The sequence below is a fragment of the Yersinia enterocolitica genome, from assembly GCA_002082245.2.
In the GTDB taxonomy this organism is placed as follows: Bacteria; Pseudomonadota; Gammaproteobacteria; order Enterobacterales; family Enterobacteriaceae; genus Yersinia; species Yersinia enterocolitica_E.
Window position 1 is genome coordinate 4,582,533 of the sequence record NBTC02000002.1, and the last position, 17,794, is coordinate 4,600,326.

Sequence of the window (17,794 nt, forward strand, 5' to 3'; positions counted from 1 at the left end):
CTATGAGCCGCATTATTAAAAAGACCGTCCTTTTATCATGTCCGACATCAATTGCGGCAGCTATGCCCGCGGGCAAATCTGGTACGGGTATTTTTTGGCGAGCATTGTTGCTGGCCCCACTCTTACTTACCGGATGTACTGATAATCCCGCCAGTAGCCGTTTTTCACAAGCAGTGCAGTTGGTCATACCGGAAACGAAAATCGTTGATTATCGGACCTTATCCTGCGATGTGCTGTGGGATCTTGATGATAAAGAGACACTGGAAAACTCCCTGTACTGGCTACGGGCAATGGACTGTGCAGAGCGTATGGGGTCTACTCAAGCGCGAGCATTAGCGAAGTCATTGCCGGTAGTGGCATGGCCTTCGGCCTTCAAGCAGGGCATTTTAGTCAGCAGTGCCGAGCCTTCAATGGCGGAACGTCGTCAAGTGGTTGAGCGTTTGAACAGTTATAGCCAAAGCGTCCCTGGCGCTGTGCGCCCACTGATTCAGCTATGGCGTGAGCAACAGGTGCTGCGCATCTCTCTGGCAGAAGAGCGCATTCGCTACCAGCGCTTACAGGACGAATCGGACACCCAGATTGATCGCCTGCGAGAAAGCCAGGTCCGGTTGCAATATAACTTACTGGATACTACCCGTAAGCTGGAAAACCTGACTGATATCGAACGGCAGCTTTCATCACGCAAGCAGTTGCAGAATGAAATTCCAGAAACGGATGTGGATAGCAAACCAGCCATCGTGCCGAAACCGCTAGAAGCTAAACCACAGCCCAAAGTTGAGCCAGCTAAACCGGTTGAAGCCAAACCGACTGAAGCTAAACCGGTTGAAGCCAAACCGACTGAAGCTAAACCGGTTGAAGCCAAACCGACCGAAGCTAAACCGGTTGAAGCCAAACCGACTGAAGCTAAACCGGTTGAAACCAAACCGGCAGAAACCAAGCCGACAGCGCCTCAAGCTGATACTAAAGCGGCCCCACAATCGGTAGAAAAACCGGCTGATACTTATACTCCGCCAGTGGTACCACCAACGGATGTACCACCTGCCACCAATAAGGAATCTCATGACGCCACGCAAACCGGCCAATCTACTGCTGGTTGATGACGACCCCAGCTTACTTAAGTTACTGGGGATGCGTTTAACCAGCGAAGGGTTTAATGTCACCACGGCTGAAAGCGGCCAGGAAGCATTGCGTTTGTTAATGCGTGAAAAGATAGACTTGGTTATCAGTGATTTGCGTATGGATGAAATGGATGGCATGGCGCTGTTCGTCGAAATTCAGAAACATCAGCCAGGTATGCCAGTGATTATCCTGACCGCCCACGGCTCTATCCCTGATGCGGTGGCTGCCACCCAGCAAGGGGTGTTCAGTTTTCTGACCAAACCGGTTGATCGCGATGCTTTGTATAAAGCCATTGATGCAGCTTTAGAGCTTTCTATTCCTGCCGGTGATGATACCTGGCGTGAAGAGATAGTGACCCGCAGCCCGGTTATGTTGCGCCTGCTGGAGCAGGCCAAAATGGTGGCGCAATCTGACGTCAGTGTGCTGATTATCGGGCAAAGTGGAACCGGTAAAGAGGTTCTGGCGCAAGCTATCCATGCTGCCAGCCCTCGGGCGAAAAAAGCCTTTATCGCCATTAACTGTGGTGCATTGCCGGAACAGTTGTTGGAGTCAGAACTGTTTGGTCATGCTAAAGGCGCGTTTACCGGTGCGGTCAGTAGCCGTGAAGGGCTATTTCAAGCCGCAGAAGGCGGCACGCTGTTTTTAGACGAAATTGGCGATATGCCACTGTCTTTACAGGTTAAATTACTGCGAGTGCTGCAAGAACGCAAAGTGCGTCCGCTGGGCAGTAACCGTGATTTAAGTATCGATGTGCGGGTCATTTCAGCCACCCACCGTGATTTGCCTAAAGCCATGGCAAAAAATGAATTCCGCGAAGATCTCTACTATCGTTTGAATGTGGTGAATCTGAAGATCCCGGCACTGCATGAGCGCTCAGAAGATATCCCGCTGCTGGCTAATCATCTATTACGTGAATCAGCTAAGCGGCATAAGCCCTTTGTCCGCAGTTTCTCAACTGATGCTATGAAGCGGTTAATGACCGCCAGTTGGCCGGGTAACGTGCGTCAATTGGTCAACGTGATTGAACAATGTGTGGCACTCACCTCAGCTCCGGTCATTAGTGAAGCATTGGTTGAGCAGGCACTGGAAGGGGAAAACACGGCATTACCAACCTTTGTTGAAGCTCGTAATCAGTTCGAATTGAATTATTTGCGTAAGCTGCTACAAATCACCACCGGTAATGTGACCCAGGCTGCCCGGATGGCGGGGCGTAACCGTACCGAGTTTTACAAGTTATTGTCGCGCCATGAGCTGGATGCCAATGATTTTAAAGAATAATTATTGTGAATGCGTGGCAATAGTTATTCCCTGATAAAGCTGAAATAGAGTTTAAATACAAATGAGCAGATCACTTTCCATTGCGTTAGCCCAGTTGAATTGGCTGGTTGGCGATATTGAAGGCAACACTGAACGTATGTTGCAAACCTTAAATGAGCAGCAGAAGGCGGGTGCCTCACTGGTTATGTTCTCCGAGCTGGCTTTGTCCGGTTACCCGCCAGAAGATCTGCTGTATCGTGATGATTTTTATCAACGTTGTGAAGCGCAACTGGATCGTTTGCAGGCGGCAACGCAGCATACGGCGATACTGGTGGGGCATCCGTGGCGCGAAGAGGGCAACTTGTATAACGCATTGTCCCTGTTTGCTGATGGTAAATTGCTAGGGCGCTATTTTAAACAACAATTGCCTAACTACGGTGTGTTCGACGAAAAACGTTATTTCTCTGCCGGTCATGAAAGCTGTGTCGTGGAACTGAATGGCTACCGGTTGGGGCTGCTTATCTGTGAAGATTTATGGTTCGATGGCCCGGTAGATGCCGCTAAAGCTGCCGGTGCAGAGGTGATATTGTCGATCAATGCCTCGCCATATAACCGTGAAAAACCGTATATTCGTAAAACTCTGATGGCAGCACATTGCCAGCGTACCGGGTTGCCATTGGTCTATCTCAACCAGATTGGTGGGCAGGATGAGCTGATTTTTGATGGTTGCTCCAAGGTATTCGATGCGGCGGGTAATATGACGCATCGTTTGGCGGCTTTTGCGGAACAGACTACCTTATTGCAATTGAATGAGTGCAATGTGGTCCCTATGACGGCCCCTGTCGCAGAGTTACCGCCATTAGCGCAAGTGTATGAAGCGCTGGTGTTGGCGGTGCGTGATTACGTGACCAAAAATGGGTTTAATGGCGCGGTACTGGGCTTGTCCGGTGGGATTGACTCGGCGCTGACACTGGCGATTGCAGTTGATGCGCTGGGCAAAGATAAAGTCCAGGCATTGATGATGCCGTTCCGCTACACCGCCGATATCAGTATTGCGGATGCTAAAGAAGAAGCTGAAATTCTCGGTATTGAATTTGATGTGCTGTCCATCGAGCCGATGTTTGATGCTTTTATGGGCCAACTGGCACCGATGTTTGCCGGAACAGGGCGCGATACCACGGAAGAGAATCTACAGGCACGCTGCCGCGGTGTCGTATTGATGGCCTTGTCTAACAAGCGTCGCAGTATTGTATTAACTACCGGTAACAAAAGTGAAATGGCGGTGGGCTATGCCACGCTGTACGGTGATATGGCCGGTGGTTTTGATGTATTGAAAGATGTGCCAAAGACCTTGGTGTTTAAACTGTCGGAATACCGTAATACCGTCTCTTATGTGATTCCACAGCGGGTGATTACTCGTCCACCGTCTGCTGAGTTGGCTCCTGATCAGAAAGATGAGGACAGTCTGCCACCTTATGATATTTTGGACGCTATTCTCGAAGGGTACGTCGAGCAGGATAAGTCGGTGGCTGATTTGGTCGCAGACGGTTTTGATGAAACTATCGTGCGTAAGGTCATTCGCCTGGTAGATATCAATGAATATAAGCGGCGTCAGTCGGCTGTCGGGCCACGTATTACTGCCCGCAATTTTGGTAAAGATAGACGCTATCCGATTACATCAGGCTTTGGCCGCAAGAATTGGTAAAACAGGGATTCACCATGAAAAAAATTGACGCGATTATTAAGCCATTCAAACTGGATGATGTCCGTGAGGCACTGGCTGAAGTCGGTATCACCGGGATGACAGTGACAGAAGTAAAAGGTTTTGGTCGCCAGAAAGGGCATACCGAACTGTACCGTGGCGCTGAGTATATGGTGGATTTCCTGCCAAAAGTAAAAATAGAAATTGTGGTTGCTGACGATATTGTCGATACCTGCGTTGAAGCGATTATGCAAACGGCCCAGACAGGTAAAATTGGCGACGGCAAAATCTTTGTATTTGATGTCTCTCGTGTGGTGCGTATCCGCACCGGTGAGCAAGACGAAGAAGCGATTTAAATTTGGCGACTGGTGGAGAGACGGCACCGATGGGCACGCTGCTACGACCCATTCGGCACTTTTTCCCATCTATTGACGTGATAATAAGCCCGTTTCCACAAGCGGGCTTTTTTTACGCCTAAATTCGAAGTAATTGGCGTTGCAGGTAGGCCGCAAGCGAACACCCCTGCAACTTCAAGTACCAAGGATTTATGCTGGAACAAATAACCCCAGCCAGTAGAACAGGTTCAACACGATACCGGCAAGAATCACCGCCACCACTGGTGCGGCAATCTTCATCACCGGGCGACCAATAGCTTCATTCAGGAAATATAAGGCGGTAGTGATAGTGAAACCGGTATAACCGGCCATCTTGATCGACGCAAAAATTGCCCCGATTAACAGCGCGTATTCCATCAGCAAGTTCATGGCGTTACGGATATTATCAGACGCATTACGTACTGATGGGAAGCGGCCTAACCATTTTCCGATGGAACGCAGCATTAGCACTTCCAGTGATATCACCACCGCGCCGATTATCCCTGCCAGTAAGGGGTTTGGAACCAGATAACCGACCACAAACACGAAAGTGAAACCTGCAACGGCATAAACACCGGTCGCCAGTGCCGTAGTAGCAATCAGCGGCACAAATCCGAGGCCACGCATAAACTCAGCCAGTGATGCCTGATGGATTAATGCCAATGACTCTTCCGGCGTGATACCCGGCGCGTAAGCTTTTGCCAGTGTATAAATTGATACTTCGCTACCACCAAAAATCTTCATACTGGCGACGGCTGAAATTAATCCACCCACTACCGCCAGCATCGGCAAGTTCTTAATAATTCGCTGGGTTCGCTCTTCAAATACCGAGTGTCCGCCACCACCTCCCAGGTGGGTTTTTGCCCGTAAGTCTTGGGCAATGGCAATGCCGATAAGCAGAATCATACCGACAAAAATTTCAATTGATTCAGGGAATAGCCCGGTGAAACGGGTAATCAGCAGACGGGTCAGCAGCACGATAAAGGCGGAAATAACCGCAGTCTTCCAGCCAAATTGGTAGAAAATAGCCACCAACGGGAATAGGGCAAAGGCGGATATCACTGGGCTACTCAACTCCCCCAGAGAACCGATAAAATTCACTGGTAATGAGGTGAGCGCAGTATTAACTGCCGGTAAGCTGGTAAGGGCCAAAATACCCCACGCAGCACCCAGAGCAAATGCCAGATAGCTATTGATTGCCAGCACACCAATGATGTCAGTTGGCAAAAACAGTAACCAGGAGTTAAGTAAGCCGGTCGAGAGGGTAAATGAGATACCGACTGAGGCGATAAAACCCACACTCAGACCAAAAGCAATACTCCCCGCTTCACGGCGGCTCATATTCCCTTCAACCAACTGTGGCAAAATAGGGCGGATACCGTCATGAAACACGGCAACGGAACGGTGAGAAAGCAGCGCGGTCATCCCTGTCAGCAGAGCAACCACAACAATATGAATATAATCCACGGTGGTGTCCCCTTTAGCGCAACTGTGTAATCAGTAGTGGGATTGCATGTTCAATATGTTCGACGGATAAGCCAAATGCCACTTTGCCCTCAGTCACCCACTTCTCTATTTGCTCAGGTTTCGCCTTGATTCCAGGCTTGGCGATAGTGGCACTTTTGTTATAACCAATAATCGCGATAGCCATTGATAATGCCGCTCCAGCACCAGTGTTACAGGCACCGATATAATAGTCCAATTGACCTTCTTTCACTTTGATAGCCGCATCCATGTCCGAGAGAATAAATGTCTCAAAGGTATTAGGTGCCGTCTGCTCAATCATTTCGCGTATTAACTCTCGTTGCAGCCCGGCAATGCCAATCTTCTTCATAATCACTTTCCTTGCGTGGCGAAAAATTTATTAGGATTGTGGCGCAACATCATTTCCACCTGAGCGTGGGAAATCCCTGCGGCCAGTAACATGGGAACAAACGAATCAACTAAGTAACTAAACCCGCTACCGCCATTCGCTTTTAAATGTGAGCGACGGGTGATATCCATCGACAACATGACTCTGTCCAGCAACCCGCGTTCAGCCAACGCCACTAACATCGCGACCCTGCGTTGGTCCGGGAAATAACTATTTTTACCTATGGTGTCGAATTGGACATACACGCCCATCTCGATCATTTGCACAATAAGATCAGTTTGCTCTTTCAGGTCACAATGGCCGATAACGACGCGATCGAGCGGTACATCATGTTGTTTGAGTAGTGCAATTTGCTGCAATCCCATGGTACTGAAACTGGTATGGGTTGAGATGGGCAGGCCAGTTGCATGATGAGTCAATGCTGCAGCATGAAACACTTTCTCCTCATCAGGGGTAATAACCCCTTCGCTGGTCCCTATCTCGGCAATGACGCCCGCTTTTAGTGCCGTGCCATCAATACCTGTCTCGATCTCATCAATCATGGTTTGTGCCAATTGCTGTGCGCTACTTTCACGCACCCTCGGCGGGTAAAAACTGTCAGTGTAGTAACCGGTTGATGCGATGATATTTATGCCACTGTCACGCATCAGATTCAATAAAAACTGAGGGTTACGGCCCATGTATCGGTTGGTCACTTCGATGATGTTCAGTACCCCTTTACTCACCAGTTCACGCATTTCGTCACAAATCGGCTGATATTGATCGAGGCGACAGTCCAGATTATTTTTAAATCCAGACAAATCAATGTGGAGATGCTCGTGTGCGTAGGTGTATCCGTTAGGATTGATCATCGGGTAGGCTCCGAAGAGGGTTTGTATAGGGGCGAAATTTCATCCAGATATCGGCAGTTTTTTATTACTGAATGCATAATTTCATTAGTAGTGCTTACGATATCGACAACTAATATATCGGCAGTTTTATCAATCAGTACAGTAACAATATTGTTTATCGGCCATATCATTCAATAAGACCATCATTAGAACCTATTACCAGGGCTAAAGCATTGGCTTCTTGTTTTACCTGAGTTGATTACCCTGACTGTCGTAACAGCCCAGTAGCCGGGGTTTTCCGCTCTGAATTCCATCCATCAATACCACGTCACTGCGGGTAACAAATATCTGAGTGCGGAAACTCATGATAATTGGGCTACCAATTGGGAATTTACCGGCCAAACGCAGGCAGTAATCGATACTGCTATCTTCAATCGGAGATACCGCGCGTTGGCTGAACTGATTGTCATGCCAAATTAATGCGTTTTGCAAATGGCCACGGCGATAATAACCGCCGCCAAAAAAATAGCTGCTATCAGCTACATGGTGTGAGATTTCAGACAGATAAAGCATAGAAATCTGTTCTGGTTGGTCAGCATGCTGATTGGCGGGGATAGTGCCGGTGAGGGCATGCCCGGGTTCACTGTGTGTCACGCCTAATTGAGCCAATTGGGGCAGGGTAGTGCAACTGGTGGCTGACGGAGCATTGATCTGTTGAATGTTAACGCCTTGTGCCAACAGGATATCGCGGGCCGCCAGCAAGGTATGCATATTAGCGGTCGGCAAGGTCTGGCGCGAGTGGGGGTCATACAGCATGCAAGGGAAGTGTGTTATCCCGACCAGGCGCACGGCTGGCATTTCATTGATGGCAGCAATAGTTACGGGTAAATTTTCTAAGGCGAAACCGGCTTCCTGCCCGGCATACAGTACGTCTCCGGGCTGAGATACTTTCAGCATCAGCGGTTGGATAGTATGTTGGCGGTACGCGGCTTGAGAGATCTCCAGTGCCTTCTCCAACGAGAAAACAGTAATGACCTCTGGCCGCTGGCGCACTATCTCCTCGACCATTGCTGAGGGCGGCTGTACTAAATGACCTACATGAGCGACAGGAATAGCATGGCGGTATAGTTGCCGCGCCTCCTTAAAATCAACCGCGACCATTCCCTGAAAACCACATGCCAGCAGACGGCGGCATAGTTCAGGGTTACGCCCAAACTGTTTACTCATCAGATACAGTTTTATCTGGTACCGACTGGCGGTTTCAACCAGTAGACGGGCATTGGCCTCAGTTTGTTCGACGTCAATAACATAGCTGTCTGGATAAATTTCCCCCTGTTGCCAATATGAGATAGCGGCATCGATTAATTTAGTATTTTGTTTTAAAAGGGTTTTTAAAAACATTTGATGTCCTAAGGGCGCCCGAGGCAGAATTATTTTGCTAAATTATTATTATTTTGAATATTTAGTGAAAAAAGACCCTGATGTTGTTTGTTTAACGACACATCCGCGAAGCTCATTTCAGCGCAGCGGAGGTATGTCACTAGAAAGGTATAGACCGTAAAGGTTCGCGAGTAAATATCCTATTTCGTTTTCTGTCGGTTTTAGTGAAAAATAGGCCAATAAATCCTGATTGATCTCACGGATATAGTAAATTTCTTCACTTTGGGTAATTTCCGCTAATATCGCCGGATCCAGGGCATGGATCTCTTCGCCCCGGCGGGTGCGCATTAATGCATTCGCCATATGGGTAATGGCCATCATGCCCTGCTCACCCCTAACCGGTAGTTGCCAAAAATTCTCTAAGCGGTTGATAACTTGGTCTAAACCTTGACCAATGTCGGTATCGATAACCCCTGATTGACACAGAATATTAAGACGCGCATCAATACAAATTTCCAAAGAGTTGACCTCCTGAAAATGGCTTAGTTTGCAGCCAGGCAAATAATATTAATAGCGAGGCTCTATCTCGCCATTTTGTACTGCCCGCTGATGGTTAAGCAACAATGCCTCATTGATGCCTTTTTCCAGTAATAATTTGATTGGATGGTTATCTGGCCGGATGAGGATCACCGCCTGCGAAGCCTGAATATATCGCTCATCACCTTGTAATTTGATCGCCTGCAAGTGTTCATGAGGAATATCTTCGGCCAGATTCCAGATAGCAGCATCAATATCACCACGGTTAATATGTGCGATACAGTCACTATAAGGTAATTCAACCCGCTCAATGGGTTGGCCAGCAAATTTAATGTCAGTCAGCAAACATTGGTCGGGTGAGCGCGGGTCCAATCCCACCCGCCGAATTTTGTGCTGCTCACCAGGGCGGCAAATAAGCTGGTGGCCGTCCACGTAAGAGCCATTACCCAGATTTAATGCCAGTGACACTTTCCCTTCGTTCAGATAACTTTTCGCTGCCAGATGCGATACGACGGCCATATCGTAGACACCATCTATCAGGCATTCGATACGTACTTCGGCCCCGCGCATATGGGCAAAATAGAGCGGAAGTAGGGTGAATTGTTCTCTTAAGCCGCTGGCCAAGCCTTCATAAAGCTTGGTATAGGGCAGTGGCATGGCGCATACCATATTGCCTAAATCAGCCTGTTGCAGTAACTGCGGCATATTCAGGTCAATAAGCAAGGTACCATTACGGCCTCGACGCTCAACGATGATCGCCCCATCAGCTTCCAGTACTTTTAATGCGTGCTGAACTACACCGACTGAGATACCGAAATCTTCTGATAATTCATCGATGGTTTTAAGTCGATTACCGGGGCGCTCACCAATTAAATAGCGCGCCATGGATACCAATGCCAACCCTTCTTTTTTTATGAATTTCTTACTCATGGTAGGTCAATTCAGCCTTATTTCACTCAGCAATAAAATCTATTACCGAGTAATAAATAGTAAGGGGATAATTGTAGCCACACTATTAATTTTAGTTGTATGGATAGCTAGACATTCATCCGAATGTCTCATCGTGGCAATATTAAGGTAGGATATATGAGATCTGTATCACGTTCTACCAAATTTAAACGTAATAACCAGATGGTTTTTTTAGAACAGAAATAGAGGAGAGGCTGAGCAGCCTCTCGATGATAAATTCAATAGTTAGATGACTTTATGTGGGCCGAAACATTCATAATGTATATGCGCGGATGCTACCCCTTGCGCCAATAACTGGCTGCCAGCATATTGCATAAATGCCAGCGGGCCACAGAAATAATAATGTCTATTGGGATCGGCCGCCAGCCACTGATGTGAACTGAGATCCATCAGCCCTTGGCTGTGATAATCATCACCGGCACGGTCCTGAGCGGTGGGTTCGCGGTACCACACGTGGCGGCTAAGATTCGGCATATTCTGTGCAAGGGTCGCGACTTCATCGGCAAACGCGTGTACCCGGCCATTTTCAGCGGCATGTAGCCAATGTATCGGCGCTGCATGTTGGTTATCATGAAGGGTATTGAGCATACTTAACATTGGCGTCTGGCCGACACCGGCAGAAATCAATGCAACAGGCGTTTCTGGTGAGATATCGAGAAAGAAATCGCCACGAGGGGGAGCGATACGTACACTATCTCCTTCGTGCAGTTGCTGGTGTAAATAGTTAGAAACTGTGCCTTGCTCTTCGCGTTTCACCGCAATACGGTAAGTCTTGCCATTGGGTGCCGCAGTGAGGGAGTATTGGCGGATTTCCTGATATTCAAGTTGTTCATCTTCAATATAAATCCCCAGATATTGCCCCGGTTTGAAATCCAATACCCGGCCACCGTCTTCCGGCGCTAACACAAAGCTGCAAATCACCTCGCTCTGCATCTCTTTTTTAATGATACGAAAACGGCGTAAGGTCCGCCAGCCACCGGTGCTGGCCTCTCCCTGCTGATAAATCTGACTTTCTCGCTGAATAAAAACATCTGCCAACACACCATAGGCCTTACCCCAGGCATCTAACACTTCTTGGCCGGGGGAGAACATCTCATCCAGAGTGCTGATCAGATGATGGCCGACAATGGCATAGTGCTCAGGTTGAATATTCAGGCTGGTATGTTTCTGAGCAATACGCTCAACAGCGGGCAGTAGTGCAGCCAAATTATCGATATTGGCTGCATAGGCGCAAATCGCATTAAACAGAGCTTCACGCTGATCGCCATTAAACTGATTACTCATATTGAAAATGTGCTTCAGCTCAGGGTTGTGCTCAAACATGCGATCATAAAAATGTGCAGTGAGTTTGGGGCCGGTGGCTGCAAGTAACGGAATGGTGGACTGAACGGTAGCGATGGTTTGGTTATCTAGCATGGTGTGCTCCTTATTCCCGTGGTACTCGGCGTCACAGCGGTTTTGTTACTCGGCCCATCTACGAGCCTCGCTGTCACGCTAATTACTTTGGGTATTATAGTGTGTAAATCAATACATGTATTTTAAATGCATCTTATAGATTGCACCCTAATTTGTAAATGCAGATTCCACTTATAAGGGATTACCTTGACGTGTCAGCTCACAGAATGTGAAAAAATCACATGATGAATATGAGGATAATTCCGTTGCACTGGATGAAGTCTGAACAGGTCAAAGCCTTACGCAGTCTGAAGCCAATCGTTTGCGTAAAAACCTCTGTCAAGACCTATCTTACCGGGGGGGAAACAGTTTACACTGTGGGCTAGAACCCAAACGGGTAGCCCACTAGGTATAACTTGTTAGCTAAGTCAGGAGAGCCGGATGTTAAAGCGTGAAATGAACATTGCCGATTATGATGCAGATTTATGGCGTGCAATGGAGCAAGAAGTGGTGCGCCAGGAAGAGCACATTGAGCTGATTGCCTCTGAGAACTACACCAGCCCGCGTGTTATGCAGGCGCAAGGTTCTCAGTTGACGAATAAATATGCTGAAGGTTATCCAGGCAAACGTTACTACGGTGGCTGTGAGTATGTTGACGTTGTTGAGCAACTGGCCATTGACCGTGCTAAGGCGTTGTTCGGTGCCGATTACGCTAACGTTCAGCCACATTCCGGTTCTCAGGCAAACGTCTCTGTTTACTCTGCATTGCTGCAACCCGGTGATACTGTATTGGGGATGAACCTGGCCCATGGCGGCCACCTGACCCACGGCTCACCGGTTAACTTCTCCGGTAAACTGTACAATATCGTACCTTACGGTATCGATGAATCTGGTCAGATTGATTATGAAGATCTGGCGCGTCAGGCCGAAATTCATAAACCAAAAATGATTATCGGTGGCTTCTCCGCTTATTCCGGTATCGTTGATTGGGCAAAAATGCGTGAAATCGCTGATAGCATCGACGCATGGTTCTTTGTCGATATGGCTCACGTAGCAGGTCTGGTTGCTGCTGGCGTTTATCCTAACCCAGTTCCACATGCACATGTCGTTACCACGACCACGCACAAAACATTGGCTGGCCCACGTGGCGGTTTGATCTTGGCGAAAGGCGGTGATGAAGATCTGTACAAGAAACTGAACTCTTCTGTTTTCCCTGGTAACCAGGGTGGCCCATTGATGCATGTTATTGCCGGTAAAGCGGTAGCATTGAAAGAAGCCATGGAGCCTGAGTTCAAAATTTACCAGCAACAAGTAGTTAACAATGCCAAAGCGATGGTGTCAGTGTTCCAGGAGCGCGGCTATAAAGTGGTTTCTGGTGGTACTGAGAACCACCTGTTCCTGTTGGATCTGGTGGATAAAGAGATCACCGGTAAAGACGCCGATGCCGCTTTGGGCCGTGCGAATATTACCGTGAACAAAAACAGCGTACCTAATGATCCAAGAAGTCCGTTTGTGACTTCAGGCGTGCGTATCGGTAGCCCAGCGATTACCCGCCGTGGCTTCAAAGAAGCGGAATCTCGCGAACTGGCTGGCTGGATGTGTGATGTGTTGGATAACATCAACGATGAAGCAACCATTGAGCGCGTGAAACAGAAAGTACTGGCTATCTGCGCCCGCTTACCGGTTTACGCATAATATTGCTGGATATCGTTAAGCTGTAATGAAAACCCGCGAATGCGGGTTTTTTTATATCTGATATTGATATCTGTAGCGTGAATGTAACGATGCGATAGCGGCCGCGCAATCTGTTGTTACTTTGTAAATTACCCTATTTAAATGTGAAGCTCATCTCAAACTGTATGTTTGCATAATTACAACGTTGCCAGCGGAAGAGGCCTCTGTCACAGTATCGGGCTGAGCCTGGAGGGATTCATGGTATTGCAATCAACACGTTGGCTGTCGCTCAGCTATTTCACCTATTTTTTTTCTTATGGCATTTTCCTGCCTTTTTGGGGCATCTGGTTACAAGGGGAAGGCATTCCACCGGAAACCATTGGTATCTTGCTGGGTGCCGGTTTAATCTCCCGTTTCCTTGGCAGTCTGATCATTGCCCCCAGCGTCAAAGATCCTTCTCATCTGGTGACAGCAATCCGAATTTTGGCACTACTGACATTGGCCTTTGCGGTGGGTTTTTGGTTTGGTAATGGTTGGGCCTGGTTGATGGTGGTTATTGCGGGTTTTAACCTGTTTTTTGGCCCACTAGTGCCACTGACCGATGCGTTGGCAGCCACCTGGCAGAAACAGATAACCATGGATTACGGCAAGGTCCGGCTGTGGGGGTCACTGGCTTTTGTTATCGGTTCGGCATTGACCGGTAAGCTGGTCTCTGTTTGGGGCCACACGGCTATTCTCTATAGCCTGACTTTCGGTATCGCCGCCATGTTACTCGGGGCGCTCCTCAAACCCAGTATTATGCCGCAGGGTGAGATTAAACATCGTAATGTTGTCGCCACCCACTGGAAAGTATTACTGTCTGAGCCACAGGTCTGGCGTTTTTTACTCTGCGTGACCCTATTACAAGGTGCGCATGCCGGTTATTACAGTTTTAGCTCTATTTACTGGAAAGATGCTGGTTATTCCGCCGCCACCATTGGTTATTTATGGTCGTTGGGCGTGGTCGCTGAGATTCTGGTGTTCGCATTTAGCAATGTACTATTTCGCCGCTGGACTGCCCGCAGCTTATTACTGCTTTCGGCGATCACCGGGATAGTGCGCTGGAGCTTAATGGCATCAACCACCGAATTGCCGTGGTTGATCTTGATTCAGATTTTACATTGTGGCTCGTTTACTGTCTGCCACTTGGCAGCCATGCGTTTTATTGCCGCGCGACGTGGGCCGGATGTGATCCGTTTACAGTCAGTTTATTCTGCACTGGCGATGGGCGGGGGAATTGCGGTCATGACGGTGATCTCCGGTTTCCTGTTTGAGCATTATCAGGGAGGGGTGTTCTGGGTTATGGCATTGATTGTGATCCCGGCACTGTTTATTCGCCCTCGGGTAGTGCCGAGTCAGCCAGAGTCTGCCAGTTAAGGCAGCTCCAACACACTGCGTAACTGCTTGTTTTGTTGCTCAGTGAGCGGTAGTAGTACCTGAATCAGCGGGGGCGTTGATTCAGGTTGCCGTACGGCATACGGTGTGAGCACCACAGTAGTACCGGGCGGGGCACCCGATTGCAGATAAACGTCGTGGGGCAAATATTTAATATGTAATGGCAGTAAGGTTAACTCACGTACCTGCTGTTCCACTTGCTCTTCCAATTCTGGGTTATTCCGCGTCAGCAGTAAAATCTGCTTTTCCTGTAATGCATTTTCCTGCATCAGCCAGGCACCAAAGCTAATGGCAATCAGACCGACTTCGTCGACAGAAAATTGAATCTGATATTCCTGTTCAAAAGTAGCCAGCGCCTGTCGCGTGGTTCGTAACAGCCGCGGGTATTTTTGGATAACTTCTTCCAACAAAGAATTATCAATCCCGATATTGAAATAACAGCGCTCAATTGCGGGAGCGAGATGGGCAAAAAGTTGGCTGATAAGTGCTTCATTGCTACTGAGTGTCATCCCCGAAAGTTGCTGAAAATGCGTGATCAATTGGTGAATGGCGTTGATTAGACGGGCATCTTCCGCTGATTGAGTGCTGTGATAGCTGTGTGCTTTAATCATCGTTAGCATCAGAATCAGCATATCCCGTTCAACTCTATTCAGCGCATGACCTAATAACGGATTAAATGAATCAAACAAGCTGTCAGCCGCCGCCAGTGCGGGTTTGCATTCTAACCACTGTTGCTGAGTGGGTGATAATTCCGGCAACACCTGCTGTCGATTTTCCCAAGCACAATAAGCCAAATACAGTTGTAAAAACTGACGGTCTTTTTCATTTAACTGTCGACTGAGATGGGGTTCACATTGGCTGATTATCTGTGGCAGATGCTGCGATAGCACCGTGTTATCCCATGACAAAGCCTGATACAGGTGGGGAGCAAACTGGTTCTCAACGAAATGCGGGCAATAGCGTAACCCACGCCGTAGCCAATGAATTAGGCACAGCCTTTTATCAAGATGGCTACCGTGAATCAGACAACTATCGTCACTATCGGCGCTAAGCTGCAAATGGTAGAAACGCTGGATTTCATTAGCAACCTCGGTTATATCTTGCCGGGTAGTCGCTAGCCCGACGCCATTGAATTGGCTGATGGTGTCCAGTTGTACCTTGTGTGCAGGCATGAATAGCATCAGCACCATATGGCAGCGTCGTTGTTGACCGGATAGCGGTTGATCGGATAACTGGGGCACAGAGGGAGTGTCCAAGCTCATATAACCTTCCGTGATGAATGTGTTGTTGTTTATCAGGCTTAAGCATAGCAAAAGAGATTCTATTCGGTTTAGTGGGGCTCTGGGCTTTTACATCGACTTATAACTTACATCACAGTTTTCCCCGCAGTGCTTGAGCTATAGGGTCGTTAGCTGACTGCCTGCCGGTAACACCAATGACTTTTGGCACATCATAAAATATCTAAGGATTGATTAATGTGTGATATGTTATACTATAACAATATGATGGTTAAACGACTGATAGCTTTGCTGCTGGCGGGGGGGATTTTTGTTTATAGCCAGTTGGCGCAGGCCCATCCGCACAGTTTTATTGATATGGATGCCACTTTCGTTAGCGATAAACAGATGCTGGTGGGGATGAAAATGGTATGGACTATGGATGAAATCACATCTGCCGATCTGTTATATGATGCAGAAAATGCCAAAAGTGACTCTGAAATCTGGAAAAAACTGGCGGCTGAAGTGATGGCTAATGTGCTGGGGCAGCATTATTTCACCGATATTTATCGTGACGGTAAACCGGTGAAATATAAAAACTTACCAACAGAGTATCACTTATCCCGCAAGGGGCATCAGGCAGTTTTAGAGTTTATTTTGCCACTGGCAGAACCCCAACCGTTGGCGGGGAAGCCTTTCATCATCTCCACTTACGACCCGACCTATTTTGTTGACATGACCTATGCGGGCAACAAGGCGGTAAGGTTATCAACTGACATGGATAAAAGTTGCCAGTTAACCTTATTTACCCCAGATCCCAATGCTTCGTTACAAGCGTATGCATTATCGTTGGATAAAAGTGATTCGCCAGGAGAAGACATGGAACTAGGAAAACAGTTTGCACAGCGGGTTACCGTACAATGTCAGTAGGTATCACGGCAGTTTCACGCCCCCGGCACTGGCTGATAAATTTATGGCCGCTAATACTGTTTTTACTGATCTTAGCCGGTGCAGCCCAGCTGGCATGGCTTTATTGGCCTGAGATGCTTTTCAAAACAGTCGTTTGGCAGAAAAGCATGCATCAGCAGATGGCCCAATTACTGCAACAAGTTAAAGCTAATCCCCATCAGACCGGTTTTACATTGATGATGTTTAGCCTGATTTATGGCGTATTGCATGCAATGGGGCCGGGGCATGGCAAAGTGGTGATTGTCACTTATTTGGCGACCCATCCGGCACAATTAAAAGAGAGTCTGAAGCTAACTTTTGCCGCCTCACTATTGCAAGGTGGTGTGGCTATCTTGTTGGTAACGTTACTGCTGGGTGTTTTACAACTCTCATCACGGTATTTGCATCAAAGCAGTTTCTGGTTGGAGAAGGGCAGTTTTCTGCTGGTTATCGCACTGGGGGTTTTGCTGTGTTTACGGGCCTTAAAGCGTCTTTATCAGCAGATTAAACTGCTCAAACCGCAAAAAGTCAGCATCCAACGTATACAACCGTTGCCTGCCAACCATGTTCATAGTGACCATTGTGGTTGTGGGCATCGCCATCTCCCTAGTGCTCAAGAGCTACAAGCTGGTGATGACTGGCGCACTCGTCTGGCGATTGTTCTGGCGATGGGGATGCGGCCCTGTTCCGGCGCGATTATGGTGCTGTTATTTGCCAAAGTGATCGGCGTCTACGGGTGGGGGATTTTGTCAGCGATAGCGATGGCAATCGGAACATCCCTGACCATTTCGCTACTGGCGCTGTTTGTCCATTATGCGCGGCGTCTGGCGGTGTACTTAAGCCGTAATCGTGCACCGGTAGCCTGGGGGGCTATTGCGTGGTCTACTCTGGCATTAACCGGCGGGATTATTCTGCTGTTTGCCGGTGTGCTGCTCTATCTTTCTAGTCAGCCGGAGTTTATCGGCGGCATACGGCCCTTTGGCCGCTAAAGTTAACAATGAAAAAAGCCAGTCAGGATTAGCCGACTGGCTTTTTTTATATGGCTGGATGCGTATATACCCTATAGATTTCAAGGTGTAGGAAGG

At 48.2% G+C, this 17,794-nt stretch carries 16 protein-coding genes; 8 read left to right on the plus strand and 8 right to left on the minus strand.

Features of this window, described 5'->3' with window-relative positions; translation table 11 throughout:
* Window positions 1-62: 62 nt before the first annotated feature.
* The 4 genes from A6J66_022465 (at window position 63) to A6J66_022480 (ending at window position 4,434) form a co-directional block, all read left to right on the plus strand.
* The gene (locus A6J66_022465) at window positions 63-1,097 is read left to right on the plus strand and encodes a two-component system QseEF-associated lipoprotein QseG (GenBank protein ID PNM27129.1); all 1,035 of its coding nucleotides are present in this window, start codon (window positions 63-65) and stop codon (window positions 1,095-1,097) included.
* Window positions 1,060-2,397 carry a two-component system response regulator GlrR gene (locus A6J66_022470; GenBank protein PNM26667.1) on the plus strand — a complete coding sequence of 446 codons (1,338 nt, stop codon included), beginning with the start codon at window positions 1,060-1,062 and terminating at the stop codon, window positions 2,395-2,397. The genes A6J66_022465 and A6J66_022470 overlap by 38 nt, the downstream gene beginning before the upstream one ends.
* 61 nt (window positions 2,398-2,458) lie before the next feature.
* Entirely contained in the window at window positions 2,459-4,081 is a 1,623-nt protein-coding gene (locus A6J66_022475; GenBank protein PNM26668.1) for an NAD+ synthase, read from the plus strand.
* A gap of 14 nt (window positions 4,082-4,095) precedes the next feature.
* Window positions 4,096-4,434: a nitrogen regulatory protein P-II gene (locus tag A6J66_022480; GenBank protein ID PNM26669.1), complete on the plus strand. Its 339-nt coding sequence runs from the start codon at window positions 4,096-4,098 to the stop codon at window positions 4,432-4,434.
* Window positions 4,435-4,623: 189 nt separating this feature from the next.
* Here the strand turns inward: A6J66_022480 and A6J66_022485 are convergent, their stop codons facing one another.
* From A6J66_022485 to A6J66_022515, 7 genes are all read right to left on the minus strand, one after another.
* Window positions 4,624-5,919, minus strand: a complete 1,296-nt coding sequence (locus A6J66_022485; GenBank protein ID PNM26670.1) for a hypothetical protein — start codon at window positions 5,917-5,919, stop codon at window positions 4,624-4,626.
* A 13-nt stretch (window positions 5,920-5,932) separates the two neighbouring features.
* Window positions 5,933-6,286, minus strand: coding sequence for a DUF2620 domain-containing protein (locus tag A6J66_022490; GenBank protein ID PNM26671.1), 354 nt, complete (start codon window positions 6,284-6,286; stop codon window positions 5,933-5,935).
* 2 nt (window positions 6,287-6,288) lie between these two features.
* Window positions 6,289-7,176 carry a phosphotriesterase-related protein gene (locus tag A6J66_022495; protein PNM26672.1) on the minus strand — a complete coding sequence of 296 codons (888 nt, stop codon included), beginning with the start codon at window positions 7,174-7,176 and terminating at the stop codon, window positions 6,289-6,291.
* A gap of 225 nt (window positions 7,177-7,401) precedes the next feature.
* A complete protein-coding gene (locus tag A6J66_022500; protein ID PNM26673.1) occupies window positions 7,402-8,556 on the minus strand; it encodes a YhfX family PLP-dependent enzyme in 1,155 nt (384 codons plus the stop codon).
* A 117-nt stretch (window positions 8,557-8,673) separates the two neighbouring features.
* Window positions 8,674-9,054, minus strand: coding sequence for a PRD domain-containing protein (locus A6J66_022505; GenBank protein PNM26674.1), 381 nt, complete (start codon window positions 9,052-9,054; stop codon window positions 8,674-8,676).
* Between the two features lie 48 nt (window positions 9,055-9,102).
* Window positions 9,103-10,002, minus strand: coding sequence for a hypothetical protein (locus A6J66_022510; protein ID PNM26675.1), 900 nt, complete (start codon window positions 10,000-10,002; stop codon window positions 9,103-9,105).
* Between the two features lie 264 nt (window positions 10,003-10,266).
* The gene (locus tag A6J66_022515) at window positions 10,267-11,457 is read right to left on the minus strand and encodes an NO-inducible flavohemoprotein (GenBank protein ID PNM26676.1); all 1,191 of its coding nucleotides are present in this window, start codon (window positions 11,455-11,457) and stop codon (window positions 10,267-10,269) included.
* Between the two features lie 420 nt (window positions 11,458-11,877).
* Here A6J66_022515 and A6J66_022520 point away from each other — a divergent pair, with 420 nt between their 5' ends.
* Together A6J66_022520 and A6J66_022525 are read left to right on the plus strand one after the other, a co-directional pair.
* A complete protein-coding gene (locus A6J66_022520) occupies window positions 11,878-13,131 on the plus strand; it encodes a serine hydroxymethyltransferase (GenBank protein ID PNM26677.1) in 1,254 nt (417 codons plus the stop codon).
* A 237-nt stretch (window positions 13,132-13,368) separates the two neighbouring features.
* Window positions 13,369-14,526: a 3-phenylpropionate MFS transporter gene (locus tag A6J66_022525; protein ID PNM26678.1), complete on the plus strand. Its 1,158-nt coding sequence runs from the start codon at window positions 13,369-13,371 to the stop codon at window positions 14,524-14,526.
* Here A6J66_022525 and A6J66_022530 read toward each other — a convergent pair.
* Window positions 14,523-15,806 carry a PRD domain-containing protein gene (locus A6J66_022530; protein ID PNM26679.1) on the minus strand — a complete coding sequence of 428 codons (1,284 nt, stop codon included), beginning with the start codon at window positions 15,804-15,806 and terminating at the stop codon, window positions 14,523-14,525. The genes A6J66_022525 and A6J66_022530 overlap by 4 nt on opposite strands.
* 213 nt (window positions 15,807-16,019) lie before the next feature.
* On the opposite strand from A6J66_022530, the gene A6J66_022535 reads away from it, so the two are divergent.
* Both A6J66_022535 and A6J66_022540 read left to right on the plus strand, forming a co-directional pair.
* Window positions 16,020-16,691 (plus strand): DUF1007 domain-containing protein, encoded by a 672-nt coding sequence (locus A6J66_022535; GenBank protein PNM26680.1) that lies wholly within the window; start codon window positions 16,020-16,022, stop codon window positions 16,689-16,691.
* Window positions 16,682-17,698, plus strand: coding sequence for a nickel transporter (locus A6J66_022540; GenBank protein PNM26681.1), 1,017 nt, complete (start codon window positions 16,682-16,684; stop codon window positions 17,696-17,698). Before A6J66_022535 ends, A6J66_022540 begins: the two co-directional genes overlap by 10 nt.
* Window positions 17,699-17,794: the final 96 nt, after the last annotated feature.

What these genes read in the sequence shown, in the direction of transcription:
- A6J66_022530 (PNM26679.1), bottom strand. Translation starts at nt 15,806, where the DNA reads ATGAGCTTGGACACTCCCTCTGTGCCCCAGTTATCCGATCAACCGCTA.
- A6J66_022475 (PNM26668.1), top strand. Translation starts at nt 2,459, where the DNA reads ATGAGCAGATCACTTTCCATTGCGTTAGCCCAGTTGAATTGGCTGGTT.
- A6J66_022500 (PNM26673.1), bottom strand. Translation starts at nt 8,556, where the DNA reads ATGTTTTTAAAAACCCTTTTAAAACAAAATACTAAATTAATCGATGCC.
- A6J66_022515 (PNM26676.1), bottom strand. Translation starts at nt 11,457, where the DNA reads ATGCTAGATAACCAAACCATCGCTACCGTTCAGTCCACCATTCCGTTA.
- A6J66_022510 (PNM26675.1), bottom strand. Translation starts at nt 10,002, where the DNA reads ATGAGTAAGAAATTCATAAAAAAAGAAGGGTTGGCATTGGTATCCATG.
- A6J66_022470 (PNM26667.1), top strand. Translation starts at nt 1,060, where the DNA reads ATGACGCCACGCAAACCGGCCAATCTACTGCTGGTTGATGACGACCCC.
- A6J66_022525 (PNM26678.1), top strand. Translation starts at nt 13,369, where the DNA reads ATGGTATTGCAATCAACACGTTGGCTGTCGCTCAGCTATTTCACCTAT.
- A6J66_022495 (PNM26672.1), bottom strand. Translation starts at nt 7,176, where the DNA reads ATGATCAATCCTAACGGATACACCTACGCACACGAGCATCTCCACATT.
- A6J66_022520 (PNM26677.1), top strand. Translation starts at nt 11,878, where the DNA reads ATGTTAAAGCGTGAAATGAACATTGCCGATTATGATGCAGATTTATGG.
- A6J66_022490 (PNM26671.1), bottom strand. Translation starts at nt 6,286, where the DNA reads ATGAAGAAGATTGGCATTGCCGGGCTGCAACGAGAGTTAATACGCGAA.
- A6J66_022465 (PNM27129.1), top strand. Translation starts at nt 63, where the DNA reads ATGCCCGCGGGCAAATCTGGTACGGGTATTTTTTGGCGAGCATTGTTG.
- A6J66_022540 (PNM26681.1), top strand. Translation starts at nt 16,682, where the DNA reads ATGTCAGTAGGTATCACGGCAGTTTCACGCCCCCGGCACTGGCTGATA.
- A6J66_022535 (PNM26680.1), top strand. Translation starts at nt 16,020, where the DNA reads ATGTGTGATATGTTATACTATAACAATATGATGGTTAAACGACTGATA.
- A6J66_022480 (PNM26669.1), top strand. Translation starts at nt 4,096, where the DNA reads ATGAAAAAAATTGACGCGATTATTAAGCCATTCAAACTGGATGATGTC.